This window comes from Roseixanthobacter pseudopolyaromaticivorans (assembly GCF_043195145.2).
Lineage (GTDB): Bacteria > Pseudomonadota > Alphaproteobacteria > Rhizobiales > Xanthobacteraceae > NCEH01.
In genome coordinates this window covers 2,750,441-2,774,800 of record NZ_CM195539.1, presented here as the reverse complement: position 1 = coordinate 2,774,800, position 24,360 = coordinate 2,750,441, and the positions used below count along the sequence as shown (strand labels likewise).

Below are 24,360 nucleotides of genomic sequence, written 5' to 3'. Positions count from 1 at the left end.
ATCTTTCAGATGTTGAAGCTGTGGATCTCACCTAATCATCAGTAAATCGCCGCCCCGGCCCCGACATTAATGGATGCGTCCTTCATCGTGGCGACGATGAACTCGATCTGATCTTCGGTGAGATGGGTGTGGAAGGGGAGAGCGACGGCCCGGTCGGCCAGCTTCTCGGTCACCAGCAGGTCGCCCCGGCGATATCCCATATCGAGATAGTGTCGCTGGAGGTGTAGCGGATTGCAGTATCCAGCGGCCTCCACATCTTCCACCCGAAGGTCTTCGACGATGGCATCGCGGCTGGAGCGGGAAAAGCGATTGCCGAGATGGACGAGATAGAGAAACCAGTTCACCTCGGAGACATCCGGTCCGACGTAAGGATCCTTGATGCCCTCGAACGATGCGACGTGCTTGTAGTACAGATGCTCGATGAGCCGCCGCCGTTCCAGGATCTCATCAATGCGCTTCAACTGCGCGAGGCCAAGAGCGGCCGAGATATCGCTCATGTTCGCCTGATAGGGCGCCGAGCCGCCGACCACCACCGAGCCGCGTTCCTCTAGGCCGTGCGCGCGGTGCCGGCGCACGGTGACCGCAAGGTCGATATCGTCGGTCACCAGCATGCCGCCCTCCCCGCAGGTGAGAGCCGAGGGCTGGGAGAAATCGAACACCGACATGTCGCCGAAAGTGCCGACCGGCTTGCCCTGATAGCGTGAGCCGATGGCCTCGGTGGAATCCTCTAACAAGGCGAGGCCATGCCGCTGCGCGAGCGCGCGCAGGCCTTCCCACGCGGCTGGGTGGCCGTTGGTGTTGGCAGCGATGATGGCGCGCGTTTGTGGGGTGATCTTCGCTTCGGCTTTTTCCGGCGTGAGCGTTCCGGCCCAATAGTCGATATCCGCGAACACCGGGCGGGCGCCGGCAAGGCTGATCGCATGCGCCGTCTCGCGGAAGGAATAGGACGAGGCGATCACCTCGGAGCCGGGCCCGATGCCGACGGCCTTCAACGCCAGCAGCAGGCCAATCGTGCCGCTCGGCACCGCGACCGCATATTTGCGGCCGAGATAGTTGGCGAACGCGTCTTCAAACGCAGCCACGCCCGGTCCAGCGGAAAGCCGCGGCGCCCGCATCGCGTTGTCCACCGCTTCGATCTCGGCCAGCGTGATGTCCGGATCGGAGAGGGGGATGAGCTCCGCCTCGTCGTCGCCGGCCGCGACGAGGTCGTCGGAAAGGGCAGCCTCGTTCATGGCATTGTCTTCCGGGCTGCGAGCACCAGGCCGGTGGCGCGCTCAGGGTCTGCCGTGATCAGCACGCAGTGGTCCGCGGCATCCAGCAGGTGGACCTCGAACCTTGGATAAATGCGGAACGGTGTTTCGGTCACATCCGACGCGTCGCAGCGGGACCAGGACAAATGGGGAAACCGCTTGCGCAAATCCGCGAATACACTGGCATCCGCGTCCACGGCAGAAAGTATCTGGTCGATCTGTGTCAAGTCGTCCGCTTTCAATGCCATGTGCGCGATCCTATGTTCGAGATCTGACAATCTTATCTATGCAAGATCATTGCCAGAACGTGCGCTCATCATCCATGTTCAGCTGTTCGAGGATCGAAGCCAAGCGGACATGAACGCTGTGAAGCTCCCATGTTCCGGTCTTGTGGTTCTTCCAGAATAGGCGCCAAATCTCGTTTTCCGGTTCGAACAGGAGCAGGGCGACGTCTATGATCCCACCCTCGGCGTCGATGTTTCGCGAGCAGCAGGGGCTCGCGATGCGATAGCCGCCATCCACGTCCACGACGCTCGGTTCCACATAGCGGTAGCGCCGACGGGCCTTCAGACCGCGCACGATGCGGCGTCGGTCCAGCTCATTTGGATGAGCCGACATGCGCGCCGAACGGGATCCCAGGGTCGCCGAATTCATGGCCCAGCTCATGCTCTAGAGCGGAACGATTTCTTCTTCCAAACACCCGATCACCAGATGCTCGCCGAACTCGACGAGATAGATTGGCATGTTCGCTTCAGTGTGTGTGCCGACTTGGACAATCTCGCCGGTGGCACCGGTGGCCACCAGGAGCGCTTCCAACGGCGCTGATGGAAACGACCCGTCGTTGTGTAGGTCGATGGTGGCCTTCACGCGCTGTCCCCATTGGTATTTCGGAAGCCTGGGTTCGATCACGCTATGGGTCCTCCGGGCAGGGGAATGTCCGCCATGTCGTCGCGGGAAAGAACCGGCTCCAGCTCCTTCTTTTTCATGCCGACGCGATTTCCGCTCTCCATGAACTCGACGCCGTAGATGTAGAATTGCTGGAGGAACGTGCCGATGCTTACCACGTAGCCTTCCTCCCCTTTCTTCGCGAGGATGTCGCCGATCTCCTTTCCCGCGTAAGTCCCGTCATTGCGAATGGTGCGCTTCGCCTTCACCTTCTCGCCGAAGGAAAAATAGGGAGGAGCGGTGATCTCGACCACGTCGCTGTCGCGAACAATATTGCTCATCACGGGTACTCCATTGATCGTCCTTGGCTCTGCAACGTCCGGGAGCGCGCCATGTCTTGGACAAACGTGTCCGCGTCGTCCGCTAGCTCGGCGATGTCTTCAACCGCGATCTGGCGCGCCACCTCGTAGCGCACGCGCCAGTCCGGATCGTGCCGCAGGCGGGCCAGCAGATCGGGCGAGAGGCGCTGGGCGACCTCCAGCCGCACCGCTGCGTCGGCATCGTCCACCATCTGCAGCAACCAGTCGCGCGGCAGGCGCTGCGCCACGATTTTGCGGACTTCAACCTCAGGATCCTCGATCATCCGCGCCAGCAGCGGCGGTGCGACCCGCCGGGCGATGACGAGGCGGACGTAGTAATCCGGATCCGCCATCATGGGGATCAGTTCGGCATCGTCGAGCAGCGACACGATGCGGATGCGAACCTCTCTGTGCGGGTCGTGCCGCAGACGCAGGATCAGCCGCTTCGGCAATCGCCGCGCGGCGTTCCAGCGCACGGTTTCCTCCGGATCGTCCAGCAGAGGCTGGAGCACGAAGGGGCTAGCGTGCTTCGCCGAGATCGCCCGCACTTCAAAATGCGGATGGGCGATATAGCTGTTAGAGAGGCCGGGATTCCAATTGAAGAAACGGTCGATGCGCCTGGCATAGCGGTCGTGCACGCAGGCATGCTTCAGCCGGCAGAGGCGAGCGTTGAGCAGATCCTGGTGCGCACATGCGGCGCAATCGATTTCGTTGCCCTGCCAATCGCGGGCTTCGTCGATTTCATCCATCATCGTCTTGCCCAATGCGTTCGAGAACGTCGAGCAATACCTTCGCGCCGATCTTGTCGCTGGGGTCCAGCTGGATCAGCTTGGTGACGGCGGCGCGTCCCTCTTCCAGCGCGCCAAGGCGCATCTGGAGATAGGCGTAACCCTTCAGGGTAAAAAGATAAAAGCGGGGCAGCATGGCGTCGTAGCGGCCGAACTCGGCATCGCCCGCGCTCACGTCCTGCCAGCGCGGGGCGAGATTATTTTCGCGAGCCGCTTTCTCCAGGCATTGCTTCGCCACCTCGAGCGCCTCCGCAAGTCGCCCCTTGTAGAAATAAAAGCGATAGAGGCCGATCAGTACCGCGGCATGGCCCGGAGCGAGCGCCTCCGCTTCGCGCAGATGGCGCTCCGCGACCTCATCCAGATGATAAGAACGGCCAGCTTGCGTGAGAAGCGCCTCGGCCGCCGGCGGCAAACCTTCTCCAAGGAGCGCTGCCGCCAGCAGGCCGTCGTCGAGGCCGGGGCCCGCCATGTCCAAACGTGCGGTCTGCGTCATGGCTGGGACCCCGCCCTCGTGTGGCTTCGGCTCAACCGTGCGAGCTGCACGAACGGGCCTTGGGATCGCGAAACACGAGCCCGGTCTGGGCAGGCGTGTCGGCGAAGTCGATGGTTACGCCGTCCAGCAGGAGCCGGCTCTCGGCGGGCAGAAAGAAACGCACGCCATTGCGTTCCACGATGGCATCGCCGGCGGCCGGGCTGGGCAGCACGGCGATGTCGGCGGAGAGGCCCGAGCAACCGCCGGGCGTCACCGCCAGGCGGAATCCGCTCGTCGCACCGCCGTCGGCGCGCAGCATGAGGCGGACGAATTTTTCTGCAGCCGGAGTAATGGTGAAGTTCATGATAGACGCCTCAGGCCGGAGCTTGGTAGCGGGGATAGGACGTATCGATGACGCAGGTGTCGTCGACCGGGCATACGGCGGTGCATTGCGGTGAATCGAAGTGGCCGATGCATTCGGTGCACTTCTTGGGATCGATCACGAAGGTGCCATTCTTTTCCCGGATCGCCACGTTCGGGCATTCCGGCTCGCAGGCCGAACAGCTCGTGCATTGCGAGGCAATGATCTTCAGGGCCATCGATTGCTCCTAGACTTCGTCAGTGTTCGAAAGATCAGGCGGCGGTGATGAGCGCGCCCTGGCGGATCTCGGCGTCGCCACGCTCGACATGCTCGATCTCGCCGCTGTTCACCTTGTCGAGATATGCCTTGAACCAGGCGATGGCCGACTTCTCGATGAATTCGTGGGCATACTGGTCCACGGGATCGATACCGGCCTTCTGCAGGTCACCCTTCGGGCATCCGCCGATCTTGGCCACGAACACGGCATGGCAGTCGTTGATGGCGCGGATCACCGTTTCCAGGCTGTCCTCGTCGCCGTAGCCGCCCTGGCAATAGAGGTCCACGCGCCGGTGGCCGACGAACTTCGCGCCCGCCGTGGACAGCTCATAGACCTGGAATTCCTTGGCGTGGCCGAAGTGCTCGTTGATCAGGCCGGATCCTTTGGTGGCGACCGCCACGAGCAGCTTGATGTCGCTCTTTGCGCCGGCCAGCGTGGTCAGTTCTTCCTGCTTGGCGGCAACCTTGGCGACGCGTTCTTCTTCCACCAGGGCCTGGTAGGCCTTGCGGCTGTCGAGGTCGTAATTGACCTCCATGGCCATGATCTTGTCGGTGGTGAATTCCGCGCTGCGGTCCTCGCCCAGCAGGCCCACCGCGTCGGCGCGGCACTGGCGGCAATGGCGCATCATGTTCATCTCGCCCTCGCAGCTGTCCTGCAGTGCCTTCAGCTCCTGAGCCGTGGGGCCGCGCTGGCCGGTGAGGCCGAACACGGTGCCATGCTCGGGTGCCGAGATGAGGGGCATGATGTTGTGCAGGAAGGCGCCGCGCGACTTCACCGCCTTGTTTACCTCGACAAGGTGCTTGTCGTTGATGCCCGGGATCATCACCGAGTTGACCTTGCACAGGATCCCGCGCTCGGTGAGCATCTCGAGGCCCAGCAACTGCCGGTCCGTGAGCAGCTTGGCGGCTTCGACGCCGGTGTAGCGCTTGTGCTTCCAGAACACCCAGGGGTAGATCTTCGCGCCGATCTCGGGGTCCACCATGTTGATGGTAATGGTGACGTGATCGACGTTGAAGCCGGCAATGGTGTCCACGTGGTCGGGCAGGGTGAGCCCGTTGGTGGAGAGGCAGAGCTTGATGTCCGGCGCGGTCTTCGAAATCAGCTCGAAGGTCTTGAAGGTCTTCTCCGGATTGGCGAGCGGGTCGCCGGGGCCGGCGATGCCAAGCACCGTCATCTGCGGGATGGTGGAGGCGACCGCGAGCACCTTCTTGGCGGCCTGTTCGGGGGTCAGCTTCTCGCTCACCACGCCGGGGCGGGATTCATTGGCGCAATCGTATTTCCGGTTGCAGTAATTGCACTGGATGTTGCAGGCCGGTGCCACCGCCACATGCATGCGCGCGTAGTGGTGGTGGGCTTCCTCGCTGTAGCAGGGGTGGTTCTTCACCTTCTCCCAGATCTCGGTGGGGAGATCGCCGGCCCCTGCGCCGGAACCGCAGCTGGCCTTGCCGCTGCCGCCCGACGTGCCGCAGCCCTTGTGCTCCGCAATCGCCTGCATGACTTCGCTGACATTCGCGACGCTTCCGGCCGACGCGCCTTCGTGCTCTGCTAATGCGTGCATGTCCGTTCCCCGTTGCTGGCCAAATTTCAAAAATGTCCTGGGGAGATATGAGCAACTCGCGTGCCACCGCCTGAAAATACATGAATTTGAGCAATATCAATTTCTTGCCCGCCCACCTCCTCTGTCGCCTTGCGAACACGTCTCGACGAAAGCTTTGGCGGTATGTTGGAAAGATTACAGATATCGCGGTGCCTGGGCGGGCCAGGTCGGAGCGTGCGAGGCCCGTAAAAAAACCATCGGAGCGCCTGGGCGCCCCGATGGTCGGTCAACCGAAAAGCAGGTGGGTCAGCCGAGCAGGATCTCCACGGCGCGTTCCAGCGGCAGCGCGATGGGGGTGAGGCCCTGGGATATGAAGAAGCGCATTTCGTTCTTCGATAGGCCCTGGGGTTCGACGATTACGAAATGCTGCGAGCCGGAGCGCTTGGAAATCTGGCGCGCATAGGTCCGTAGGAGCTGGTCGTTGAACCGGCAGCCGATGAACAAGAAATTGCGTTGCGCGCGGCGGTCCTTCACCACGTCCGGAATCGGCGTCTGAATGTCGATTTCCGTCAGGACTTCAACATAATCCGCGTCGGAGATCAGGAAGTTCTTGGCTGGTGCGATGGACCCATGCGGCTTGTAGAGCAGCGTCGTCCAACCGCGCGCCATCGCTCGCTCGGTCTCCGCGCCGGCGGCATCATAGAAGCGATACCAGCGGTCTTCTCCGATGCCGGCGCGGGTGATGCCTTGCACCTCCCCCCAGTCCGAGCGCTCCGACAATGCCGTGCGCATGGCGCCGTCGTACCAGGTGTCGACGATCATCGGCAGAGGCAGGGTGGCGAGATAGCGATGCAGCTCGGTCGGCTCCACTGGTGGGCTGAAGGCTTCGGTCATCAGCGCCGTGACGGTGGAGCGATGCTTCATGCTCTCGATATGCTGAGCAGAAGCCCAGGCGTTGCCCCTGGCACGTCGGGGCAGCGCCACTTTGGTTGCGAAAAATGCCGCCAAGGCCTCAGGGTTCATGGGAATGGCGGGCTTTGACAGCTCCGTCAGGCCGGGTCCGAGATAGGGCACCACCATGCCGGCCCGCATCTGCTCGGCGACCTTGGTCAGCACCGCCTCGGCATCGACGGCGTTGGCAAAATCGATATGGGGAATGGGGGCGTTCATCGACGTTCAGCCTTCTTCGCCGCGCTTGCGGGCATTGATGGTGATCGGCAGCGTGGTGCCTGCGGCCATTTCGGGCAGATCGAGCACCCAGCCGTTGGCGATCTTGATCCAGCCACCCCAGAGCGTCTCGTGTTCGGTTTCGACGATCGGCTCCTCGAGGTCTTTTTTGGGCACATAGATGGATAGTCCGGTCTCCGGCGAGCGGCGGATCATGATTTTCATAATAAATCTCCGTGAATTGGTGGCGTGTATTCCGGTGTAGACGTGCTGCGTCATTGTCAGGTGGGGGACAATGTCCGAAGTTTCGTGATGATCTCGGGCAGCACCTGCAAAACCCGGTCAACTTCTTCGACCGTATTTTCACGCGAGAATGAAAAGCGAATGGCGCCGCGCAGGGCGGCCGCCGGAACGCCCATAGCGCGCAGCACGTGCGAAGGCTCCATGGAGCCGGACGCGCAAGCCGACCCCAGCGAGGCAGCGATGCCAGCGCGGTTGAGATGGTGGAGGATCGCCTCGCCCTCGAGATGCTCGAAGGCGACATTGGAGGTGTTCGGTAGCCGGTTCTCATGGTCGCCCAGCACCTGGCAGTGGCCGATCTGCTGCACCACGCTGTGTTCCAGCCGGTTCCGCAGGTCGCCTATTTCGCCGGGTGCGGCTTTGAGATGGGCGAGGGCGAGTTCCGCCGCCTTGCCGAGGCCGATGATGCCCGGCACGTTCTCCGTGCCGCCCCGCCGCCGCCGCTCTTGCGGGCCCCCGCGCACCAGCGGGCTGAATTTCGTGCCTTTGCGCAGATAGAGTGCGCCGATACCCTTGGGTCCGTGCAGCTTGTGTCCGGACAGGGAAAGCATGTCGATTGGCGTCGCCTGAAGATCGATGGGCACCTTACCGACCGCTTGAACAGCGTCGGTATGGAACAGCGCACCGGCCGCGTGCGCCAGATCGGCGAGATGCGCCACCGGAAACAGGGTTCCCGTTTCGTTATTCGCCCACATCACCGAGGCGAGCGCGGTGCGCGGCCCGAGCGCGCGGGCATAGGCATCAAGGTCCAGCCGTCCGCTGGCATCGACGCCAATGATGTGGGCCTTGATGCCTTTCGTCGCCTGCAAATGCTCGACGAGGGCGAGAACCGCGGGATGCTCGACCGCCGAGGTGACGATCTCATCGCGCCCCTCCTGCACATCGAGCGCGGAGAGGATGGCGGTGTTGTCGGATTCGGTGCCGCCGGAGGTAAAGACGATCTCATGATCGAACGCGGCTCCGAGCAGCGCTTGCAGGCTCTTGCGGGCGGCTTTCAGGCCGACCGCGACTTCACTGCCAAAGGCATGGGCCGAGGACGCATTGCCGAACTGCTCGGTGAAATACGGCAACATGGATGCGACGACGGCCGGGTCCATGCGCGTCGTCGCATTGTTGTCGAGATAGATCGGCACCGTGCGCCTCTTTCAATGCCGGGCTTTCGCGGCGCCCGCCACGGGGATGATGCGCACCAGCTCGCCCAGGCGTTCCACAACCTTGGACTGGATGCCCTCCAGCGTCATGCTGGCGAGCTTGCAGAACACGCAGGCGCCGGTTAGCCGCACCATCACCTTGTTGCCGTCGATCTCCAGCAACTCGCAGTCGCCGCCGTCGCGCTGAAGGTTCGGGCGCACTTCCTCGATCACCGCTTTGATGATCCGCACGCGCTCGCTGTCTTCGGCGGGGGGAGCCTGCAGGTTCTCGGTTTCTGCCAGCATGACATTCTCCTGGAGAGGATTTCTGCGGAAACCGGCACGCTGCGCCCGCGCTGTGGCGAGCCGCGTGCCGGGTGCGGACGGGTGAAGGTCAGCCGAACGACTTGCCGCACGAGCAGCTGGACTTGGCATTCGGATTTTCAAAGGTGAAACCCGAGCCTTCCAGTGCCACCACGAAGTCGATGGTGGTGCCTGCCAGATATTCATGGCTCTTGTTGTCGACGAACACCTTCACGCCATTGCGCTCGATCACGGTGTCGTCGGGGTCGCCCTCGGCGACGAGGCCCATCTGGTATTTGTAGCCGGCGCAGCCGCCCGCCTCGACCTGGATGCGCAAGCCGCTGGCGGGTTCGGCGGCCGAGGTCATGGCCGTCCGCACCGCATTTACCGCACTATCCGTCAGATTGATCATTGTCCGCCCTCGCTGATTGGACCTGTCTGAGAAGAGTTCAGCAAGTCCCGTGCCACGGACTAATGCATTGTATCAAAATGATATTTTTATATCTGGCTGTGTGCTTTGCGACGCGTGTCGGCTTTGCGACAGAGGGGGCCGGGTTCGAAAACGGACGTGCGTCGCCGGCTGATGAATGCCTATCGCCGGTATGCGAAGGGGAGACCGTTAGGCCGCATCCCCCAGGTCAATTCCGCGGAAGATCGCGCAGCGTTCGAAGACGCCAAGCGTTGGCGGCACGCGCTTGTGGCGGCAATATTTCGCCACCAGCTTCGCGAGGCCCTTAATGTCGCGCCCCGTTGTGGCAGGGAAGGTTTCGACCAGTGCATCAAGCAGAGGTGAGTCGAGCGAGAGGCCGAATTGATCGCTCATAACGCTCCAGATCCGGCGTCGTGCAGCAGCATTGGGTGGATGAAACTTGATCAGCGCAATGCAGCGCGAGACGATCGCCTCATCGATGTCGTCGATGCGATTGGTGGTGAGGAACAGGAGTCCGTTGAAATATTCGAGCACCCGCAGGAAAACGCCCACCACGGCATTCATCGCGATGTCGTCTTCCCGCCGCTTGATGTAAACGTCGGCTTCATCGATCAGCATCACGGCGCCCCAGCGCTGCGCTCGGGTGAGCGTATCCTTCAACGCGCTCTCCATGGCGGCCGCATTTAAGCCGAGTTGGCCGGAATGCACGCGATACAACGGGCGCTGGATGATTTCGGCGTAAACTTCGGCGGTCAGGGTTTTGCCCACCCCCGGAGGGCCCGCGCACAACACGGTGGTGCCGCCGGACTTTCCCGACACGATGTCATCCATCAGAACGTCCATCTCGGCCGTCAGGATGTCGATGAGGTCGGTCTGCTCCTCCGGTAGAACCAGCTTTTCCTTGAGGTTCGGCTGATAGGCATAGGGCTCCATGTCGTCCACGTGCACCCAAAGGTAATGGTGCAGGTCGAGATGGAACATGAGAACATAGGGGTGGATTGGAATGCGGGAAAACAGGCCCGGGCGGATCGCGGCCTTCGATTCCTCCACCTCCTCCTCTGCATCATAGAGGTTGCTCTTCGCCGCCTTGCGGAGGTATTGCCCAAGAATATCTCCGGTGACCTCAAGCGTCAGGGCGCGAGCTGTAAGAATGCTTTCGTCGTTCACCAGGCGAGCGGCGCCGCCGCCGGAGGATAATACGACCACGTCCTTGCGCGACCAGTCGGTATCGCGGTGGGAGGAATTGGGATCCTCGGTATAGAAGCCGGTCCCGCGACCAGAGAATTGCGCGCCATAGCGGCCGCGCCAGGCGAAATAGCGCGCCTCGGTCTCGTCATAGGCGGCAATCAGTTCCGGCGTTTCCTTCAGAAAGCCTTTGTGCGCGAAGATTTCCGCGATCGTCTTGCCAGCGATCTCGCCACCGGAAATGCGCAGCGTGGTGGAGGTGACGGCACCCTTGGCATTGGCCTTCAGCTCGACGAACACACGCCCGGTCTCGTCATTTGAGGGCGGCGTATAATCCAAGCGCGTCACCACATAGGGCAGGGGCCGGCTTGCCACGTTGGCGGTGAACATCCAGCCTCGGATCGCGTCCGCGATCAGATACCGGGCGATGGCGGGCACGACGGATTCCAGATCGTTCGCAGCAAACCTGACACTTTTGTCGCTGAACGCCCTTTGCAGGGTCGCAATTTGCGCCAAGCGCGTTTGCATCTGCGGGCCGGCGCCGCGGTACAAGTGCTGCAGAAAGTTCAGCTCCGCTTCCGAAAGCTGGGTGAACGCGACCTCCACCTTTTCGCCGAAGCGCAATTGCTCCTTGAGTGGCGCGAGGGCTGGAAAACTTGCGGTCATCGCCTCGATATAGGGGCGTTCGATTTGCAGCTTCATCGCGATGTATCGCTTCGGAAGGGAACGCGGATGCGTGCCTCCTGCGCATGCATGGTTCGCGCCAGTATTGGAGCGGCAGGCTATTTGCATCGGTGGTCCCGGTCGGCGCGTGGGCGCCGGAAATGCCTTTGAAAACCGGGGAATCATCCATGACGACGCTTGAGAAGACGATCACGATCGAGGAGACCGCGCTGGCCCGGCTTGATCGGGAGGGACGGCTGCTCAATGCGGTTCTCAAGGCGCCGACGAAGAAGCCGGGCCGCTTCGGCTTCCGTGGCGATATCGCGCTGAAGTTCCAGGCCCAGGTCGCGGACGAGAAGCGCCCGCCGGATTTTTCCATCGAGCAGGTTCTCACCATCGTCCAGGCGGGCGAGCCCACCATCCCGATCCTGGTCGGCTATATCCACTCCTTCGCTTACCTCTCCGTCGCCGCCGAGGTTCTGAAGGGGCTGCTGAGCCCGACCGGGACATATTTCATCTTTGCCAACAACATCGACCTCTTGGCGAAATACAAGGTCGTGATCGATGGCATCACCTTCTTCGTTCTGCCGTGCGATGAATCGACGGTGTGGAAGGAGATGATGGACCTGATGAGCATCGACAAGAATGACGTGAAGAAGCTCGATACGGCCGGAAAGCTGGACTACCTGCTCGACGCGGCGATCGGCTTCAACGAGGCCTATACGCCCATCACCTTCGAGGAAGGCGTCGCGCGCATGGAGCCCGTGAAGAACCGCAATGAGAACCGGCCCGTGTGACGGGCCCGGCCTTCGTCAAGCCTGCGCTTCGTCCGCCGCGACCTCGTCATCCTCTTCCACGAGGGTGACGCCGGTCACGCAGATGTCGTTGTCGAGCACGGTCAATGCGACGGGGATGAGGCCCTTGCCCTTGCACGGGCCGTCCACACAGGTTCCGGTGCCCAGCTCGAACAGGGCCCCGTGCTTTCCGCACATGAGGCGAATGCCGTTCGGGTCCAGGAACTGGTTGCGCTCCCAATCGAGATTCACCCCGTCATGGGGGCATTTATTGACATAGCCGAACACCTGGCGTCCCCACCGCACAACGATGATTGGCCAGGGCTTCGGCTCCCCGTTTTCGCCGACGATCATCAGGTGAAAGCCGGCGGCCCTCTGGCTTGGAATGTCGCTCATGCTGCAGATGGCGTAGGCTACGTTGTCTTCCATATTGCGCTCGCTCATGACGAAAGCCCCGATGCTGGCCGGTCTGTGCGCGGATCCCCCCGCGCGTCGGCGGGCAGGCCGTGTTCCGGCTGCGTGACCGGCAGCAGAAGGCGATTGGCCGCGCGGGAGAATTCCTGCCATGCCGCCGCGATGTCGCGCAGGATGGCCTGCACATAGTCCTTCGATAATTGATGTTCGTCAGGAAAATTCGATAAGGCGCAGGATGTGCGATTAAAGGCCGTCACATCGTCCATGAGGGACTGCATGAAGGCGCCGAACGGCTGCTGAACCAGAGGCGTGAGGCTGGAGCGCCCGCGCTCCACATGCGCCCCGCTGCGATCGAGCGGCAGTGTGCCCAGCTTTACCAAAGCGTTGGCAAAGGTCGTTTCGGCCGCGGCGAGGATGGCGCGCTGGGTGATCTGCTCGCGCTGCTGAGCCGCAAGGGCGTGGGTCACGCGACGACGGTAATCGTCGAAGGCGAGCGGGCCTTGAAGTGCGACCCAGGCCCTCCAGGCGGCGAGCGCGGGCTCGTCTCCCAAGTCGTCAAGATCCTCAGCGAAATGTCCCTCTGCGCGTGCGTGGGCACTTTGTGCGGCCCAAGCCTGGGTCAGGGCGCGTTCGATCCGCCGGGCGGCATCCAATGCCCCCTCCAGATAGCCGGCGCCCTGCGCCGCCGTTTCCGAACCGCCAATGTGCAGCCGCCCGCCCCAGAGCGCCCGGCGCAGAAGCGGATTGCCCGTGTCCGAATGGGTGCCGATCGTCGCATCCCGGTCGCGCGCGCTGCACGTGAACGGCTCGCTCGCCCAATCCTGATAATATTGGGCACCGCCCTCGGCGTCCGCGCCGAACAATTGCATCAGCTGATTGTCCATCAGCATGGGCAGGCCGGCGCTGAACGCTTGGCGCAATTGCGGAGTCAGCGCCAGAAAGCCGCCCAGCGCGGCCTTTTCAGCAGCGGCGTCGCAGGCGTCGAACACTTCGCCGATCACCGCTTGCTCATGGGTGACGAAAGCGTTGCCCGAAAGGCCGGTGTCCCGCCATAAGGCCCTGGGATAGGTGACCATCACCTTCGCGCGTGCGGCCATCCAGGTTTCGGTCCCGCGCATGGCGTCGCGAACCGCTTCGCTGAGCTCCGGCTCGAACCGGACGCTTTCATCCAGCAGACGCGGCGGTAGGGCGAGGACGACGCACCGGGCTTCCAGCGAGACTGTGTGGTCGCCGACACGAAAGGTCAGGGCGACATGATCGCCCCGGTCCGTGACACGTGTGAGCACATGGTCAAGATAGGTTCGCGCCGACGGCAGGTCCTGCGCCAGCGCTTCCACGAGCCGCTCCATGCCGGCTTCCAGGCGGCGGGCGTCGCCATGCACCTGCCGATTTGTAATTTCCTCGGCCCGCTTGTCCGGATCGCGCAGGTGCAGCACGACGCCTTCATCGTGCTGAGGAATATCGGCAAGTTCAGTCTCGGCGATGAGGCTGCTGACCAGAGGCTGGCTCTGCGGCCAGAACCAGGTGGGACCAAGATCGAGCGAGAGGCCGCTCGTGCCGTCCTGAACCGTCAGGATGCGCCCCCCGAGCCGCGCGCGCGCCTCGAAGAGCGCGGCCGGTCGGCCGTGTCGGGAGAGGCTTCGCGCCAGGGCGAGGCCGCATAGCCCGCCTCCGATAATCGCCGTGTCCAGCATGGGCTGCCTACATCTGTTCGTCTCACGGAAGCGTCCTGCAAGATTCGCGCACATTTCTCGCGAGCGAGCGTGCGATCCGTCGCAAGTGCCGGTGCAGCAGATGCTGGGACAATTGGCACAGAAATTGATCTGTCCTTCCCCGACCCGCCAATGTTTGGAGACTGACATGAACGTTGCAGAAGAATTTGCCCAAGCTTCCCTGGAAGAGCTGAAGGCCCTTCTCGCCGGCGGAACCTTGACCGTCTATTCCGTCGCCCGTCCCCTCACGGCCGACCGGCCGGTGGAGCGCAGCGGCATCCTCACCACCTTCACCTTCGCCACCCCCGCGTTCGGGCCCGAGGTGGAAGGCGAGGAAATACCTTTGTTCGTAGCGAGTTCCGTGCCCGCTGTGACGGTGGGAACCCCCGGATTTGCGCGCGCGCGCACGGCGGATGGCAAGGTGGTGGCGGATTTTTCCGCCGGGCCGGGAAATCGCGAGATTAAGTTTACCGAGGTGTCCTGCTCGGTCGGCGCTCCGGTGCGGATCGCCCATTTCAAATTCATCGCCGAAGGCGGCTGGCCGGAGCGGCCGGACTATTACGATGCGCGGCCCCAGCCGGGCTACGCGATGCCGCGCGTTCTGTGAGATGTGCCCGGTGCAAGACACCGCCGCTTTGCCTGCGGTGTCTAATTCGCGACAGGGGGTCGGCTTTCCGACAGGGAGATCAGGTGCATGAGCTCGGAAACTCGTGAAGGACTTGTAACCACCGAATGGCTTACCGCGCACCTCACGGATCCCGACTTGCGGATCCTTGACTGCACCTGGCATCACACCAGCACAAATCTTGACGGGCGGACGCAATATCGTGGACGTCATCTTCCCGGCTCTGTCCATTTCGATATCGATCACGTGGCGGATACATCGAGTCCGCTGCCGCACATGCTGCCGAGTGCCGCCGATTTCGCGAAGAAGGTGGGGCTGATGGGCGTGGGACCCGGCGATCGCGTCGTGGTCTATGATCGTTTGTACGGCGGCTCCGCAGCCGCGCGCGCCTGGTGGATGTTCCGTGTGTTCGGCCACGACAATGTGGTGATGCTCGACGGCGGATTCGCCAAATGGGTGAAGGAAAAGCTGCCGACGGAAATGTCGCCGGTGCGTCCCGAGCCGCGCGCCTTTGAGGCCCGGTTCCGGCCCGAGCTGGTGCGCAGCCTGGGCCAGGTCCAGGCCAATCTGGCGAGCAACGCCGAGCAACTCATCGACGCACGTGCGCCGGGGAAGTTCGACGGGACTCAGGAAGATGTTTTCCCTGTGAAGAAGCTGGGCCATATCCCTAATGCCGTCAACATTCCCTGGGCCGACCTGATCCATCCGGAGACCGGGGCCCTGCTGGGACGCGAGGCCATCACGGCACGGTTCGTGGCTGCGGGCATCAACCTGGACCAGCCGATCGTCACCACATGCGCGTCGGGGATTTCATCCTGCGTGCTCGCGCTGGGCTTGCATATGATCGGACACGCCTCGGCCGCCGTCTATGACGGATCTTGGGCGGAATGGGGCGGCGCCGAGGACACGCCGGCGGCCGTGGCCGCATGAAGGCCACAAGCCAGAAGGAGGCCACGCGTATGAGCGAGCAGACGATCGCGGCCGGCATCATCCTGGAGGGCGAGGAATATCAGCTCTGCGCCGGCGGAGATGGGGCGTCCTTCGTGTTGCGGTTCAAGACCGAGCACATGGCCGCCCATCTCGCCGGCGACGACGCAGCCCGCTTTCAGAGCGATTTTGAAACGATCCGCCAGCAGTTCCCCGCGTGGAACGCAGACCAGGCCTTGGCCCAGCTCTGGGATCAGGGCGGATACAGCTGGCTCGCGGCAGAAGAGGAAGGCACGACATGATGACCACCCTCATCAAGACCACCCAGGATGGACGAAAGCTGGAGGTGATCGGCCTCGCGATCTGCCTCGATGGGGCGCTCGAAGCCTTCGAACTGATCGAGGTAAAGGATCATCCAAACCGGCGTGCGATCCTCACCGCCGTGCCGGACGCCACCCACGTCGCCGGGCGTCTTCCTTTGACGCGGGCGGAGGCCGAGAAGGTGGTCGCTGCGTTCGCAGAGGCCGAGGCACAGATCCTCGCAAGCCCCGCCGCGATCAACGAACGCTTTCGCATCGCCGCCATGTGGAAGGCGCGCGAGCAGGGCATCGAATAAGACCCGCCATCAGAAGCATCCGAAGATGAAACACCCGCGACCAAGGCTCCCGAAAGGGAATCTTGGTCGCGGCTGAATGCGTCGGGAATTTTAGTTGAAGCGACGATCTAAAGGCGGATTAGCGCCAGTCTGCACGGACACGGTGTCCCTGCCGGGGATCGTAACCTAGGGCCCATAGCCGTGGGCCCGGCGTTAGTCCCGCTTGTCAGGCAGGAGCGGCGGGCCCGCTCCGCCCCAGCCCCCGGGAATTTCAGGCGGCTTCGGCCTTCTCGGCGCCGTGGGTCTGGCAATTGGTGGGGCAGACGCGCGCGCAGGCACCACAGCCGATGCAGGCGCCGTCGTCATTCATCACCATGATCTTCTTCTCGACCTCATCATCCTCGTCGTCATCGAGGCTGATGAATTCGCCGTCCTCGTTGATGCCTTTCAAGGTCATCACATCTCGGCCACAGACCTTGTAGCAGCGGCCGCAGCCGATGCACTTCTTGGCGTCGATGGCCAGGAGATATTCCGGCTGCCAGGCGCGGCCGTCGCGGGTTGCGTTTGACATGATGCTCTCGACTTTCAGATGAGACTGACGGCGCCGCTCCTTGACCGGCGCCGAGAGGGTTTTTCGCGCGCTTGACTGCCAGCCCATGAGGCCATTTCAGCTGCCGTTTGCGCGTGATCTCGCCTGCGGTGTCAGGCGGCCTCGAGCGCCTTCAACTGGGCGCGCTTCTGCTCCAGTTCGGCATAGGCCTCGTGGGCCCGCTTGGCGACGTCGGGGATGGTCTCCCAGCTGATCGGCAGTTCCTCGGACAGATCATGCAGATCCATCTTGGCGGCCGTCGCCTTGGCTGACAGCTTCTTGATTTCCGCCTTCAAGCTTTCCAGGTCGCTCATGGGTCACCTCAATATTTCGCGACGGGTTCGAACTTCTCGATCATCTCGATGCCGGCATTGACGTGCTTCTGGCCTTCCTCGGCCAATTTGCCGAGGGAGTCGAAGCCGAAGCGGTGCACGTCGCGCAATTGCTTGTTCACCACGATCAGCCGGCCGCCGATCAGCACCATGCGGCCGAAGCCCTCATGGCTCATCTTCATCATGGGCGTGATCATCACGCCGGTTGCCTTCTCGATGGAAAGGCAGACGGCGTTGAAGAACAGCTCCATGCGCCAGAGCGTGTCGGGATCGGGATCGCCGATGATCGGCAGCGCGCGACGCGCCTCTTTATCGAGAATGTAGGGTTCCAGCAGGTCAAGGTCGGCCTTGCTGTCCCAGGCGCCATGGGAATCCTGCGCGCGCCACACCTTGATCAATTCCTTGATGAAGGGAGCCTCGGCGGCGGGGGTCGGGGCGAGTTCTGCGGTATCGGCCATGGTGTTCCTCATTCATCGAAATCGAAGGTGCGTTCCTGTCCCTTGGCCAGAGCTTTACGCAGCCACGGGGGAGGATTGCCCTTGAGCACGTCCTCGAGCTTCACCAGCAACTCGGAGATTTCCTCCGGCTGGTTCACCTTCATGGGATGGATATTGTTTGCGACAACACGCGCCGCGCCGGAGCCGCCGATGGCCGCGACATAGAGGATCGCGCAATCCTTGATGGCATCGATCTTCGGACCGAGCTTGTCCTCGTTGCCATCTTCCTTCAGGTCGCCATCGAACTGAATGGCTTCGAGAAACTGATGGCCCTGCGGGCCGATCTCGTAGATCGCGATGTTCTTGGCCCAGCCAAAATGAGCATCGACGCGTTTCAGATCCTGGGTGGCAAATGCGATTTTCATGGGATCTTCCTTGTCTCGTCGCGCATCAATGCGTCGCGGCTGCATGGCCTGGCGCATCGTCCGTGATGCGCCAGGTGTCGGGCGTGGGTTCGTGGTTTTCCTCGTGGTCGGCGATGATGAGATTGCTGATGTGGAAGATCGTGTCGCGCGTGCCGCGATAACCGACGCTCAGCTGATGTCCCGCGCCGAGCCGGTCGAACATGGGCATGCCGGCACGATAGAACGGGATGTGAAGGCGCTCCGCCGCCTGGCGCCCATGGGAATGCGTCACCAGCAGGTCGCAGCCCCGTTGCTTCGCGAGTGTTTCCAGATCTTCCAGATCGCCGATCAGGACCTCGTCCGCTTCCACCCGCGTCAGCACCGGCGATTGGGTGGTTGTCACGGCGGCCGTCACATGGGCGCCCAGCTCATGCAGCATGGAACTGAGATCGAACAACAGGTCGGGTTCCGCGCCGATGGCGAGCTTCCGGCCGCCCACATGGAAATGCGCGTCCAGCATGGCGTCCACCAATTGGCCGCGCTGGCGGCGGTATTTCAGCGGCACGGGCCGGCCGCTGATCTCGCTGAGGAAGGAAACAAACGCGTCGTTCGGGCCAAGGCCGCAAAGGCGCTCGAACACCCGGAACGGCGTACCCGCTTTCTTCTCCATCGCCTCGGCCGCCAGCCGCATCTGGGCGCCGATTGCGATGGTCCAGGCAGCCTGGCCCATTGTGGCGACTTCCTCCACGCCGATGCCGCCAATGGTCGTAGGGGTGAATTCGTCCGGAATATGCCCGTCCAGCGAGCCTCCGAGGTCGGGCAGGAACGAGGGTTCAAGGCCGAAATCCTCGAGGATGGTGCGCACTTCCTCGATATCGCCGGGGGTCAGGTGGCAGCCGGGCAAAACATTCACACGGGCCGGATCGCGCCGGGCGGCGCTGCGGGGCGTCTCCACCAGCACTTCCACCATGCGCGCGACGGTCTTTTCCCATCCGTCCTGGAACGCGTCCTTGAAGTCCGGGGTCGAGACATAGACCATGGGCAAATTGGCCACTTCCGGATGGTTCTGCCGGATCAGCTTGATATAGCCTTCCACGTCGTCGCCCTTGGTCTCGGTAACGCCGGTGGAGCAGATGCCGATGATTTCGGGCTTCGTGCGCTTGTGGATGTTCAGAACCGCCTGCTCTACGTTCTCATAGCCGCCGAGAACCGTGGCCACTTCGCTCATAGCCGTGGTTTGCATCGGAATGGCTTCCTTGAAGTGCCGCACGAACAGCACCAGGCCGAACGAGGTGCAGCCCTGCGAGCCGTGCAGCAGAGGCATGGCTCCGCGCAGCCCCATGAAGGCGAGTGCGCCGCCGATCGGCTGGCTCATCTTCAGCGGATTGACCGCGCAGGCCTTCTTGCCAAGTGTGACTGTGGCCATGGCGACGCCTATTCTGCAGCCTGGAGGGCAGGGACGGCCGCCACGGTGACGGACGCAAGGATGTCGTCGATGCGCTCGGAGCAGGCGCCGCAGCCTCCGGATGCGTGTGTGTGGGTTCGCACCCCCTCGACGTCGAACAGCCCGTGGGCCGCGATCGCATCCTCGATGGTGCCGAGATCGACCGACTTGCAATTGCAGATCTTCTTCGCCCGGCGCGCAGCCTCGGCGGCCACCGGATCGGCGGCGAGGGCGGCTGCCTCCGCATCCATCTGCGCCATGGCGACGGCCTGCCAATTGGTGCCGGCCACTTCCCACGGCGCCGCCTTGCGCACCTGTTCCCAAACCGGATTGTAGAGCGCCTTGTCGATCTCCTCGACCAGCTTCACCATGCCCACATAGCCCATATAAGCGTGGTGCCGCTCCTGGTTGATGTCGAGCCAAGGCATGGACGCCTTGAGCGCGATGAACTGCGAGCGGCCGCCCGAGAGCATGATGTCCGCTTTCGCGTCTTTCAGCATTTTGTACATTTCGCGCGGCGTCATATCGTCGATCATGTGGGCGTCCTGGCCCATCAATTCCTTGATGCGCTCCTTGTCTTCCTTCGTGGACTTCTTCACCGAGGTGCCCACCAGCTCAAGGCCGGCTTCCTGCAGCGCCGCCACGACCGACCAGGATTTCACGCCGCCGGTGATCAGCAGCACCTTCTTGCCCTTGAAGCGGGGCTTGTACTTCGCGATCGCCGCCCAGGCCTTGGCCTCCTCGCGGGCGATCACCGCCTCGGTACGCTCCATCAGCTCCGCCGGTGCGCCGCGCTCGATCAGCATACGGGCGATCTCCCGCAAGGAATCGCTGGAATCCTCGATGCCGTAGAAGGAGCCTTCGAAGAAGGGGATGCCGTAGCGCTCCTCCATCTTGCGGGCGACATTGATCATGGCCTTGGAGCACACCATCATGGCGGCCTTGGCGCGATGGGAATAGGCAACTTCCTTGTAGCGCCCGTCGCCGGAGATGCTGGAGAAGATGCGGATGCCTAGCTCGTCCAGCAGCGGCTTCACCTGCCACAACTCGCCGGCCAGATTGTACTCGCCAATGATGTTGAGGTCGTAAGGGGTGGTATATTCGGGCTCCTCGGTACCGATGACATGCTCCAGCAGGGCTTCGCCCGCGAGCTTGTTGCCGAGGTTCTTGGGGCCGACGAAGCCGGGCGAATTCACCGGAATGACCGGTTTGCCGAACTTCTCCTTCGCGGCCTTGCAGACCGCATTGATATCGTCGCCGATCATGGCGGGGACGCAGGTCTGATAGACGAACACCGCCGGCGGATCATACTTCTCGATGATCTCGCGGATCGCCTTGAACAGGCGCTTCTCTCCGCCGAACACGACATCGGTCTCGTTGATGTCCGTGGTGAAGCCGGTGCGCCAGATGTTCGAGCCGGAGGATTTGGCGCCGCGATTGTCCCAGCTGTTACCTTCGCAGGCGATCGGACCGTGGATGAGATGGGCGACGTCTGTCAGCGGCTGGAGCGCGATCTTGGCGCCGTCGAAGGCGCAGCCGCCGGCCGCACCGCCGGGTTGCAGCTGCTTGGTGCAGCCTTTCTTGCGCTCGGCCTCCGACTTGTTGGCATTCTTGCCGCAGCCCGGCTCGTTGAAAACGTCCTGGATCGTGGCCGATAACGACGACATGCGCATCTCCTATCCATGGAACGGGTGGTGAAATGAATGAAGCAAATCGGGTGGTGAATACTTTCATGTATGCGCCCCACCGCCCTGTCGGGTGGTGGGGCAGGCTTGCGAAAACGACGATCAGCGAATGATGTCGAAGCTGTAATCGGTCTTCGAGGGAACGTTCGTGTTCTTGTCGATTTCGTCGAAGATCTTATCGAGGATCCAGACCAGGACGTTCATGCCGCCCTGATAGCCCCACACCGGATAGCGATGGTGGTGGTGGCGATCGAAGATCGGGAAGCCGATGCGGATCAGCGGCGTGCCCGTGTCGCGCTCCAGATACTTGCCGTAGGTGTTGCCGATCAGGAAATCCACCGGATCCGTGAACAGCAACGAGCGCATGTGCCAGAGATCCTTGCCGGGATAAACATGGCAGTTCTGGCCGAAGGGCGAGGAGTCAAACAGGGCCTGGACCTTTTCCGCCCACTGCTTGCTGCCATTGGTGGCGAGCACATGGGTGGGTTCGGCTCCGAGCTCCAGCAGGAACGCGGCGAGGCCGAGGCAGAGGTCCGGATCGCCGTAGATGGCGAACTTCTTGCCGTGGATATGCGCGCTGGAATCGGCGATGGCGTCCACCAGGCGACCGCGCTCGCGTGCCAGCTCCTCGGGGATTTCCTTGCCGATGATGCGGGACACCGCCATCAGGAAGGCGTCAGTGCCGGCCACCCCGATCGGGTGGTTGAAGGCGACCACTTCCTGGCCGTGGGATTGGATGAACGGCAAGGTCTTCTCGGTGCAATATTCCTGCATCGAGATGGTGGCCTTGGCGTGGAGCGCGTTGGCCGCCTCCTCCAGCGTGGTGCCGCCGTCATACATGCGGAACTCGCCGTCGGTGGGGGTGTCCCACACGTCGCTATTGTCGCCGAGGATGGTGTAGTCGGCGCCCATGATGCCGAGCAGGCGCTTGACTTCACGCAGGTTGCCGACGGTGTAGCCGTCGAAGCCGCCGATGAAGTTGATCTTCTCGTTCGGCACCCGCTCCAGCACCGGCGCGGTGCGGGCCTTGCCGTCCCAGAAATGCTCGAAAATGCCCTTCATGACATTGTCGTAGCCGGTGACGTGGCTGCCCACGAAGGCCGGCGTATGAGCGAAGGGCACATCGTATTCCGCCGGAACCGAGCCCTTTTCTTTCGCCGTCTTGATGAAGGCATTGAGGTCGTCGCCGATGACTTCCGCCATGCAGGTGGTGGAGACCGCGATCATCTTCGGCTTGTACATCGTGTAAGTATTCGCGAGGCCGTCGATCATGTTGTTGAGGCCACCGAACACCGCCGCGTCTTCCGTCATGGACGAGGAGACGCAGGAGCTGGGCTCCTTGAAGTGACGGGAGAAATGGCTGCGATAATAGGCGACGCAGCCTTGCGAACCGTGGACGAAGGGGATGGTGCCCTCGAACCCGACCGCGGCGAACACGGCGCCGAGCGGCTGGCAGGCCTTCGCGGGGTTCACGGTCAGCGCCTCGCGAGCAAAGTTCTTCTCGCGATACTCAGGGGTCTTGGCCCATTCCCGAACGCGCTCCACTTCGGCCGGATCGCGTGGGTTCTCGAACATCTTCTTCTTGTTCGCCAGCATCTGCTGGTATTCCGGGCCGCGGAACAGCTCGAGATGATCGAGCACGTGATCGGCATTTTGAGTCATGGTGGTGTCCTCTTGAAATGTCATGTCCCGATCTGAGGTCCCGGCGCCGCCCGCGAGGGCGCGCCGGGACGCGGTGAAGCTATTCCGCCGCCATCAGGGTAGGCTTGGGCACCGCTTTCCACGGGGCCTTCGTCATCTTCCAGACGGGGGAATTGATGGCCATGTCCATGTCGCGCGCGAAGATCGCGAAACCGTCATAGCCGTGGTAGGGGCCGGAATAGTCCCAGGAGTGCATCTGGCGGAACGGCACGCCCATCTTCTGGAAGACGTACTTTTCCTTGATGCCCGAGCCGACCAGATCCGGCTGGATCTTCTCGACGAACTTCTCGAACTCGTAGCCGGTCACGTCGTCATAGATCAGCGTGCCGTCCTTCACGTAATGCTGGGCCGTGCGCTGGTAGTCGTCGTTATGGCCGAACTCGTAGCCGGTTCCGACGACTTCCATGCCGAGGTCTTCGTACGCGCCGATGACGTGGCGCGGGCGCAGGCCGCCGACGAACAGCATTACGGTCTTGCCCTCGAGACGGGGGCGATACTTCGCAATCACCGCGTCCATCAGAGGTTGGTACTTGGCGATCACGCGCTCCGCACCTTCCTTGATCTTATCGTCGAAATAGCTGGCGATCTTGCGCAGCGATTCCGCGATCTTAGACGGACCGAAGAAGTTGTATTCGCACCAAGGAATACCGTACTTTTCTTCCATATGGCGCGAGATGTAGTTCATCGAGCGGTAGCAGTGCAGGACGTTGAGCTTGGCCTTGGGAGTGGCCTCAAGCTCGGCCAGCGAGCCGTCGCCGGACCATTGGGCGATCACGCGCAGACCCATTTCCTCGAGCAGGATACGCGAGGACCAGGCGTCGCCGCCGATGTTGTAGTCGCCGATGATGGCGACGTCGTAGGCCGTCGGCTCGAAGCGCGGCGTGGCGTCAGCCGGGATCTTGTCGAACACCCAGTCCCGGATCGCGTCGTTGGCGATGTGGTGGCCGAGCGACTGCGACACGCCGCGGAAGCCTTCGCAACGGACGGGAACGATGGTCTTGCCGTCGTATTCCTTCGACTTGACCTTGGAGACCGCCTCGATGTCGTCGCCGATCAGGCCGATCGGGCATTCCGACTGAACGGTGATGCCGTTGTTCAGCGGAAACAGCTCCTGGATTTCGTCCATGATCTTGGCGAGCTTCTTGTCGCCGCCGAAGACGATATCCTTTTCCTGGAAATCGGAGGTGAACTGCATCGTCACAAAGGTGTCGATGCCGGTCGTTCCGATGTAGTAATTGCGGCGCGCGGCCCACGAATACTGGCCGCAGCCGACCGGGCCGTGGCTGATGTGGATCATATCCTTGATGGGACCCCAGACCACGCCCTTCGAGCCGGCATAGGCGCAGCCGCGGATGGTCATCACGCCGGGAACCGACTTCAGATTGGACTTCACGCCGCAATCGGACTTGCCGGATTCATGGACATTGAGGTGCTTGGCGCGCCTCTTGGCCGTCTTCTCGGGATAGACCTGCAGGACTTCCGAGATCAGTTCCTTGTTGCGAGCCTTGATTTCTTCAATGCTCTGCGTCTTTGCCAGGCTCATTTCGCTATCCTCGCTTAACCCCAGTTTTCGTGGCGGAAAACCAGCCCCTCA

General features: G+C 62.5%; 31 protein-coding genes. 5 read left to right on the top strand and 26 right to left on the bottom strand.

Features of this window, described 5'->3' with window-relative positions; genetic code table 11:
• Positions 1-38: 38 nt before the first annotated feature.
• From V5F68_RS13375 to V5F68_RS13300, 16 genes are all read right to left on the bottom strand, one after another.
• Positions 39-1,232 carry a DegT/DnrJ/EryC1/StrS family aminotransferase gene (locus V5F68_RS13375; protein WP_394016288.1) on the bottom strand — a complete coding sequence of 398 codons (1,194 nt, stop codon included), beginning with the start codon at positions 1,230-1,232 and terminating at the stop codon, positions 39-41.
• Positions 1,229-1,498, bottom strand: coding sequence for a DUF6129 family protein (locus tag V5F68_RS13370; RefSeq protein ID WP_394016289.1), 270 nt, complete (start codon positions 1,496-1,498; stop codon positions 1,229-1,231). Before V5F68_RS13370 ends, V5F68_RS13375 begins: the two co-directional genes overlap by 4 nt.
• A 46-nt stretch (positions 1,499-1,544) precedes the next feature.
• Positions 1,545-1,904, bottom strand: coding sequence for a DUF3024 domain-containing protein (locus tag V5F68_RS13365; protein WP_394016290.1), 360 nt, complete (start codon positions 1,902-1,904; stop codon positions 1,545-1,547).
• Between the two features lie 15 nt (positions 1,905-1,919).
• On the bottom strand, positions 1,920-2,159 hold the full coding sequence (locus tag V5F68_RS13360) for a nitrogen fixation protein NifZ (protein ID WP_348844626.1): 240 nt from the start codon (positions 2,157-2,159) through the stop codon (positions 1,920-1,922).
• Positions 2,156-2,476, bottom strand: coding sequence for a nitrogen fixation protein NifZ (locus V5F68_RS13355; RefSeq protein WP_348844627.1), 321 nt, complete (start codon positions 2,474-2,476; stop codon positions 2,156-2,158). Before V5F68_RS13355 ends, V5F68_RS13360 begins: the two co-directional genes overlap by 4 nt.
• Positions 2,476-3,246 carry a 4Fe4S-binding leucine-rich repeat protein gene (locus V5F68_RS13350; protein ID WP_394016311.1) on the bottom strand — a complete coding sequence of 257 codons (771 nt, stop codon included), beginning with the start codon at positions 3,244-3,246 and terminating at the stop codon, positions 2,476-2,478. The genes V5F68_RS13355 and V5F68_RS13350 overlap by 1 nt, the downstream gene beginning before the upstream one ends.
• The gene (locus V5F68_RS13345; RefSeq protein WP_394016291.1) at positions 3,236-3,775 is read right to left on the bottom strand and encodes a hypothetical protein; all 540 of its coding nucleotides are present in this window, start codon (positions 3,773-3,775) and stop codon (positions 3,236-3,238) included. Before V5F68_RS13345 ends, V5F68_RS13350 begins: the two co-directional genes overlap by 11 nt.
• 31 nt (positions 3,776-3,806) lie before the next feature.
• Positions 3,807-4,118, bottom strand: coding sequence for a HesB/IscA family protein (locus tag V5F68_RS13340; RefSeq protein WP_348844630.1), 312 nt, complete (start codon positions 4,116-4,118; stop codon positions 3,807-3,809).
• Between the two features lie 10 nt (positions 4,119-4,128).
• Entirely contained in the window at positions 4,129-4,353 is a 225-nt protein-coding gene (locus V5F68_RS13335; protein WP_348844631.1) for a YfhL family 4Fe-4S dicluster ferredoxin, read from the bottom strand.
• Positions 4,354-4,387: 34 nt separating this feature from the next.
• Positions 4,388-5,950, bottom strand: coding sequence for a nitrogenase cofactor biosynthesis protein NifB (nifB, locus tag V5F68_RS13330; RefSeq protein WP_394016292.1), 1,563 nt, complete (start codon positions 5,948-5,950; stop codon positions 4,388-4,390).
• A 285-nt stretch (positions 5,951-6,235) separates the two neighbouring features.
• Positions 6,236-7,099 carry an SIR2 family NAD-dependent protein deacylase gene (locus tag V5F68_RS13325; protein WP_394016293.1) on the bottom strand — a complete coding sequence of 288 codons (864 nt, stop codon included), beginning with the start codon at positions 7,097-7,099 and terminating at the stop codon, positions 6,236-6,238.
• Between the two features lie 6 nt (positions 7,100-7,105).
• A complete protein-coding gene (gene nifT, locus V5F68_RS13320) occupies positions 7,106-7,321 on the bottom strand; it encodes a putative nitrogen fixation protein NifT (protein ID WP_348844634.1) in 216 nt (71 codons plus the stop codon).
• Positions 7,322-7,377: 56 nt separating this feature from the next.
• Positions 7,378-8,493: a cysteine desulfurase NifS gene (gene nifS / locus V5F68_RS13315; RefSeq protein ID WP_509274712.1), complete on the bottom strand. Its 1,116-nt coding sequence runs from the start codon at positions 8,491-8,493 to the stop codon at positions 7,378-7,380.
• Between the two features lie 48 nt (positions 8,494-8,541).
• The gene (locus tag V5F68_RS13310; protein WP_394016295.1) at positions 8,542-8,832 is read right to left on the bottom strand and encodes a NifU family protein; all 291 of its coding nucleotides are present in this window, start codon (positions 8,830-8,832) and stop codon (positions 8,542-8,544) included.
• A gap of 88 nt (positions 8,833-8,920) precedes the next feature.
• Positions 8,921-9,241 (bottom strand): HesB/IscA family protein, encoded by a 321-nt coding sequence (locus V5F68_RS13305; protein WP_348844637.1) that lies wholly within the window; start codon positions 9,239-9,241, stop codon positions 8,921-8,923.
• A gap of 207 nt (positions 9,242-9,448) precedes the next feature.
• On the bottom strand, positions 9,449-11,146 hold the full coding sequence (locus V5F68_RS13300; protein ID WP_394016296.1) for an AAA family ATPase: 1,698 nt from the start codon (positions 11,144-11,146) through the stop codon (positions 9,449-9,451).
• Between the two features lie 149 nt (positions 11,147-11,295).
• Here V5F68_RS13300 and V5F68_RS13295 point away from each other — a divergent pair, with 149 nt between their 5' ends.
• Positions 11,296-11,904 (top strand): hypothetical protein, encoded by a 609-nt coding sequence (locus V5F68_RS13295; protein WP_394016297.1) that lies wholly within the window; start codon positions 11,296-11,298, stop codon positions 11,902-11,904.
• A gap of 15 nt (positions 11,905-11,919) precedes the next feature.
• On the opposite strand, the gene V5F68_RS13290 is transcribed toward V5F68_RS13295, so the two are convergent.
• Both V5F68_RS13290 and V5F68_RS13285 read right to left on the bottom strand, forming a co-directional pair.
• Positions 11,920-12,330 (bottom strand): Rieske (2Fe-2S) protein, encoded by a 411-nt coding sequence (locus V5F68_RS13290; protein WP_394016312.1) that lies wholly within the window; start codon positions 12,328-12,330, stop codon positions 11,920-11,922.
• 11 nt (positions 12,331-12,341) lie between these two features.
• Entirely contained in the window at positions 12,342-14,009 is a 1,668-nt protein-coding gene (locus V5F68_RS13285) for a flavin monoamine oxidase family protein (RefSeq protein WP_394016298.1), read from the bottom strand.
• A 166-nt stretch (positions 14,010-14,175) separates the two neighbouring features.
• Between V5F68_RS13285 and V5F68_RS13280 the strand changes: the two genes are divergently transcribed.
• The 4 genes from V5F68_RS13280 to V5F68_RS13265 all read left to right on the top strand — a co-directional run bounded on the left by V5F68_RS13280 (position 14,176) and on the right by V5F68_RS13265 (position 16,195).
• Complete coding sequence (locus tag V5F68_RS13280; protein WP_394016299.1) at positions 14,176-14,634, top strand: hypothetical protein; 459 nt, start codon at positions 14,176-14,178, stop codon at positions 14,632-14,634.
• An 87-nt stretch (positions 14,635-14,721) separates the two neighbouring features.
• Positions 14,722-15,582, top strand: coding sequence for a sulfurtransferase (locus V5F68_RS13275; RefSeq protein ID WP_394016300.1), 861 nt, complete (start codon positions 14,722-14,724; stop codon positions 15,580-15,582).
• Positions 15,583-15,611: 29 nt separating this feature from the next.
• Positions 15,612-15,881, top strand: coding sequence for a hypothetical protein (locus V5F68_RS13270; protein ID WP_394016301.1), 270 nt, complete (start codon positions 15,612-15,614; stop codon positions 15,879-15,881).
• The gene (locus tag V5F68_RS13265; RefSeq protein WP_394016302.1) at positions 15,878-16,195 is read left to right on the top strand and encodes a hypothetical protein; all 318 of its coding nucleotides are present in this window, start codon (positions 15,878-15,880) and stop codon (positions 16,193-16,195) included. The genes V5F68_RS13270 and V5F68_RS13265 overlap by 4 nt, the downstream gene beginning before the upstream one ends.
• 250 nt (positions 16,196-16,445) lie before the next feature.
• Here the strand turns inward: V5F68_RS13265 and fdxB are convergent, their stop codons facing one another.
• The 8 genes from fdxB to nifD all read right to left on the bottom strand — a co-directional run bounded on the left by fdxB (position 16,446) and on the right by nifD (position 24,309).
• Positions 16,446-16,745, bottom strand: a complete 300-nt coding sequence (fdxB, locus tag V5F68_RS13260; protein WP_394016303.1) for a ferredoxin III, nif-specific — start codon at positions 16,743-16,745, stop codon at positions 16,446-16,448.
• A 131-nt stretch (positions 16,746-16,876) separates the two neighbouring features.
• Positions 16,877-17,077, bottom strand: coding sequence for a CCE_0567 family metalloprotein (locus tag V5F68_RS13255; protein WP_394016304.1), 201 nt, complete (start codon positions 17,075-17,077; stop codon positions 16,877-16,879).
• 8 nt (positions 17,078-17,085) lie between these two features.
• Positions 17,086-17,553, bottom strand: coding sequence for a NifX-associated nitrogen fixation protein (locus V5F68_RS13250; protein WP_394016305.1), 468 nt, complete (start codon positions 17,551-17,553; stop codon positions 17,086-17,088).
• 8 nt (positions 17,554-17,561) lie between these two features.
• Positions 17,562-17,957, bottom strand: a complete 396-nt coding sequence (gene nifX / locus V5F68_RS13245) for a nitrogen fixation protein NifX (protein WP_348844648.1) — start codon at positions 17,955-17,957, stop codon at positions 17,562-17,564.
• A 25-nt stretch (positions 17,958-17,982) separates the two neighbouring features.
• The gene (nifN, locus tag V5F68_RS13240; RefSeq protein ID WP_394016306.1) at positions 17,983-19,362 is read right to left on the bottom strand and encodes a nitrogenase iron-molybdenum cofactor biosynthesis protein NifN; all 1,380 of its coding nucleotides are present in this window, start codon (positions 19,360-19,362) and stop codon (positions 17,983-17,985) included.
• Positions 19,363-19,370: 8 nt separating this feature from the next.
• Positions 19,371-21,047, bottom strand: coding sequence for a nitrogenase iron-molybdenum cofactor biosynthesis protein NifE (gene nifE, locus V5F68_RS13235; RefSeq protein ID WP_394016307.1), 1,677 nt, complete (start codon positions 21,045-21,047; stop codon positions 19,371-19,373).
• Between the two features lie 120 nt (positions 21,048-21,167).
• Complete coding sequence (nifK, locus tag V5F68_RS13230; protein WP_394016313.1) at positions 21,168-22,727, bottom strand: nitrogenase molybdenum-iron protein subunit beta; 1,560 nt, start codon at positions 22,725-22,727, stop codon at positions 21,168-21,170.
• A 79-nt stretch (positions 22,728-22,806) separates the two neighbouring features.
• Entirely contained in the window at positions 22,807-24,309 is a 1,503-nt protein-coding gene (gene nifD, locus V5F68_RS13225; protein ID WP_394016308.1) for a nitrogenase molybdenum-iron protein alpha chain, read from the bottom strand.
• Positions 24,310-24,360: the final 51 nt, after the last annotated feature.

Excerpts from the sequence above, each read along its gene's own strand:
- V5F68_RS13250 (WP_394016305.1), bottom strand. The coding sequence starts at position 17,553 with ATGGCCGATACCGCAGAACTCGCCCCGACCCCCGCCGCCGAGGCTCCC.
- V5F68_RS13355 (WP_348844627.1), bottom strand. The coding sequence starts at position 2,476 with ATGAGCAATATTGTTCGCGACAGCGACGTGGTCGAGATCACCGCTCCT.
- V5F68_RS13340 (WP_348844630.1), bottom strand. The coding sequence starts at position 4,118 with ATGAACTTCACCATTACTCCGGCTGCAGAAAAATTCGTCCGCCTCATG.
- V5F68_RS13370 (WP_394016289.1), bottom strand. The coding sequence starts at position 1,498 with ATGGCATTGAAAGCGGACGACTTGACACAGATCGACCAGATACTTTCT.
- V5F68_RS13265 (WP_394016302.1), top strand. The coding sequence starts at position 15,878 with ATGATGACCACCCTCATCAAGACCACCCAGGATGGACGAAAGCTGGAG.
- nifB (WP_394016292.1), bottom strand. The coding sequence starts at position 5,950 with ATGCACGCATTAGCAGAGCACGAAGGCGCGTCGGCCGGAAGCGTCGCG.
- V5F68_RS13350 (WP_394016311.1), bottom strand. The coding sequence starts at position 3,246 with ATGATGGATGAAATCGACGAAGCCCGCGATTGGCAGGGCAACGAAATC.
- nifT (WP_348844634.1), bottom strand. The coding sequence starts at position 7,321 with ATGAAAATCATGATCCGCCGCTCGCCGGAGACCGGACTATCCATCTAT.
- fdxB (WP_394016303.1), bottom strand. The coding sequence starts at position 16,745 with ATGTCAAACGCAACCCGCGACGGCCGCGCCTGGCAGCCGGAATATCTC.
- V5F68_RS13345 (WP_394016291.1), bottom strand. The coding sequence starts at position 3,775 with ATGACGCAGACCGCACGTTTGGACATGGCGGGCCCCGGCCTCGACGAC.
- V5F68_RS13305 (WP_348844637.1), bottom strand. The coding sequence starts at position 9,241 with ATGATCAATCTGACGGATAGTGCGGTAAATGCGGTGCGGACGGCCATG.
- V5F68_RS13375 (WP_394016288.1), bottom strand. The coding sequence starts at position 1,232 with ATGAACGAGGCTGCCCTTTCCGACGACCTCGTCGCGGCCGGCGACGAC.
- nifD (WP_394016308.1), bottom strand. The coding sequence starts at position 24,309 with ATGAGCCTGGCAAAGACGCAGAGCATTGAAGAAATCAAGGCTCGCAAC.
- V5F68_RS13335 (WP_348844631.1), bottom strand. The coding sequence starts at position 4,353 with ATGGCCCTGAAGATCATTGCCTCGCAATGCACGAGCTGTTCGGCCTGC.
- V5F68_RS13310 (WP_394016295.1), bottom strand. The coding sequence starts at position 8,832 with ATGCTGGCAGAAACCGAGAACCTGCAGGCTCCCCCCGCCGAAGACAGC.
- V5F68_RS13290 (WP_394016312.1), bottom strand. The coding sequence starts at position 12,330 with ATGGAAGACAACGTAGCCTACGCCATCTGCAGCATGAGCGACATTCCA.
- nifS (WP_509274712.1), bottom strand. The coding sequence starts at position 8,493 with ATGGACCCGGCCGTCGTCGCATCCATGTTGCCGTATTTCACCGAGCAG.
- V5F68_RS13285 (WP_394016298.1), bottom strand. The coding sequence starts at position 14,009 with ATGCTGGACACGGCGATTATCGGAGGCGGGCTATGCGGCCTCGCCCTG.
- V5F68_RS13295 (WP_394016297.1), top strand. The coding sequence starts at position 11,296 with ATGACGACGCTTGAGAAGACGATCACGATCGAGGAGACCGCGCTGGCC.
- V5F68_RS13275 (WP_394016300.1), top strand. The coding sequence starts at position 14,722 with ATGAGCTCGGAAACTCGTGAAGGACTTGTAACCACCGAATGGCTTACC.
- V5F68_RS13255 (WP_394016304.1), bottom strand. The coding sequence starts at position 17,077 with ATGAGCGACCTGGAAAGCTTGAAGGCGGAAATCAAGAAGCTGTCAGCC.
- nifE (WP_394016307.1), bottom strand. The coding sequence starts at position 21,047 with ATGTCGTCGTTATCGGCCACGATCCAGGACGTTTTCAACGAGCCGGGC.
- V5F68_RS13325 (WP_394016293.1), bottom strand. The coding sequence starts at position 7,099 with ATGAACGCCCCCATTCCCCATATCGATTTTGCCAACGCCGTCGATGCC.
- V5F68_RS13300 (WP_394016296.1), bottom strand. The coding sequence starts at position 11,146 with ATGAAGCTGCAAATCGAACGCCCCTATATCGAGGCGATGACCGCAAGT.
- nifK (WP_394016313.1), bottom strand. The coding sequence starts at position 22,727 with ATGACTCAAAATGCCGATCACGTGCTCGATCATCTCGAGCTGTTCCGC.
- V5F68_RS13365 (WP_394016290.1), bottom strand. The coding sequence starts at position 1,904 with ATGAATTCGGCGACCCTGGGATCCCGTTCGGCGCGCATGTCGGCTCAT.
- nifN (WP_394016306.1), bottom strand. The coding sequence starts at position 19,362 with ATGGCCACAGTCACACTTGGCAAGAAGGCCTGCGCGGTCAATCCGCTG.
- nifX (WP_348844648.1), bottom strand. The coding sequence starts at position 17,957 with ATGAAAATCGCATTTGCCACCCAGGATCTGAAACGCGTCGATGCTCAT.
- V5F68_RS13270 (WP_394016301.1), top strand. The coding sequence starts at position 15,612 with ATGAGCGAGCAGACGATCGCGGCCGGCATCATCCTGGAGGGCGAGGAA.
- V5F68_RS13280 (WP_394016299.1), top strand. The coding sequence starts at position 14,176 with ATGAACGTTGCAGAAGAATTTGCCCAAGCTTCCCTGGAAGAGCTGAAG.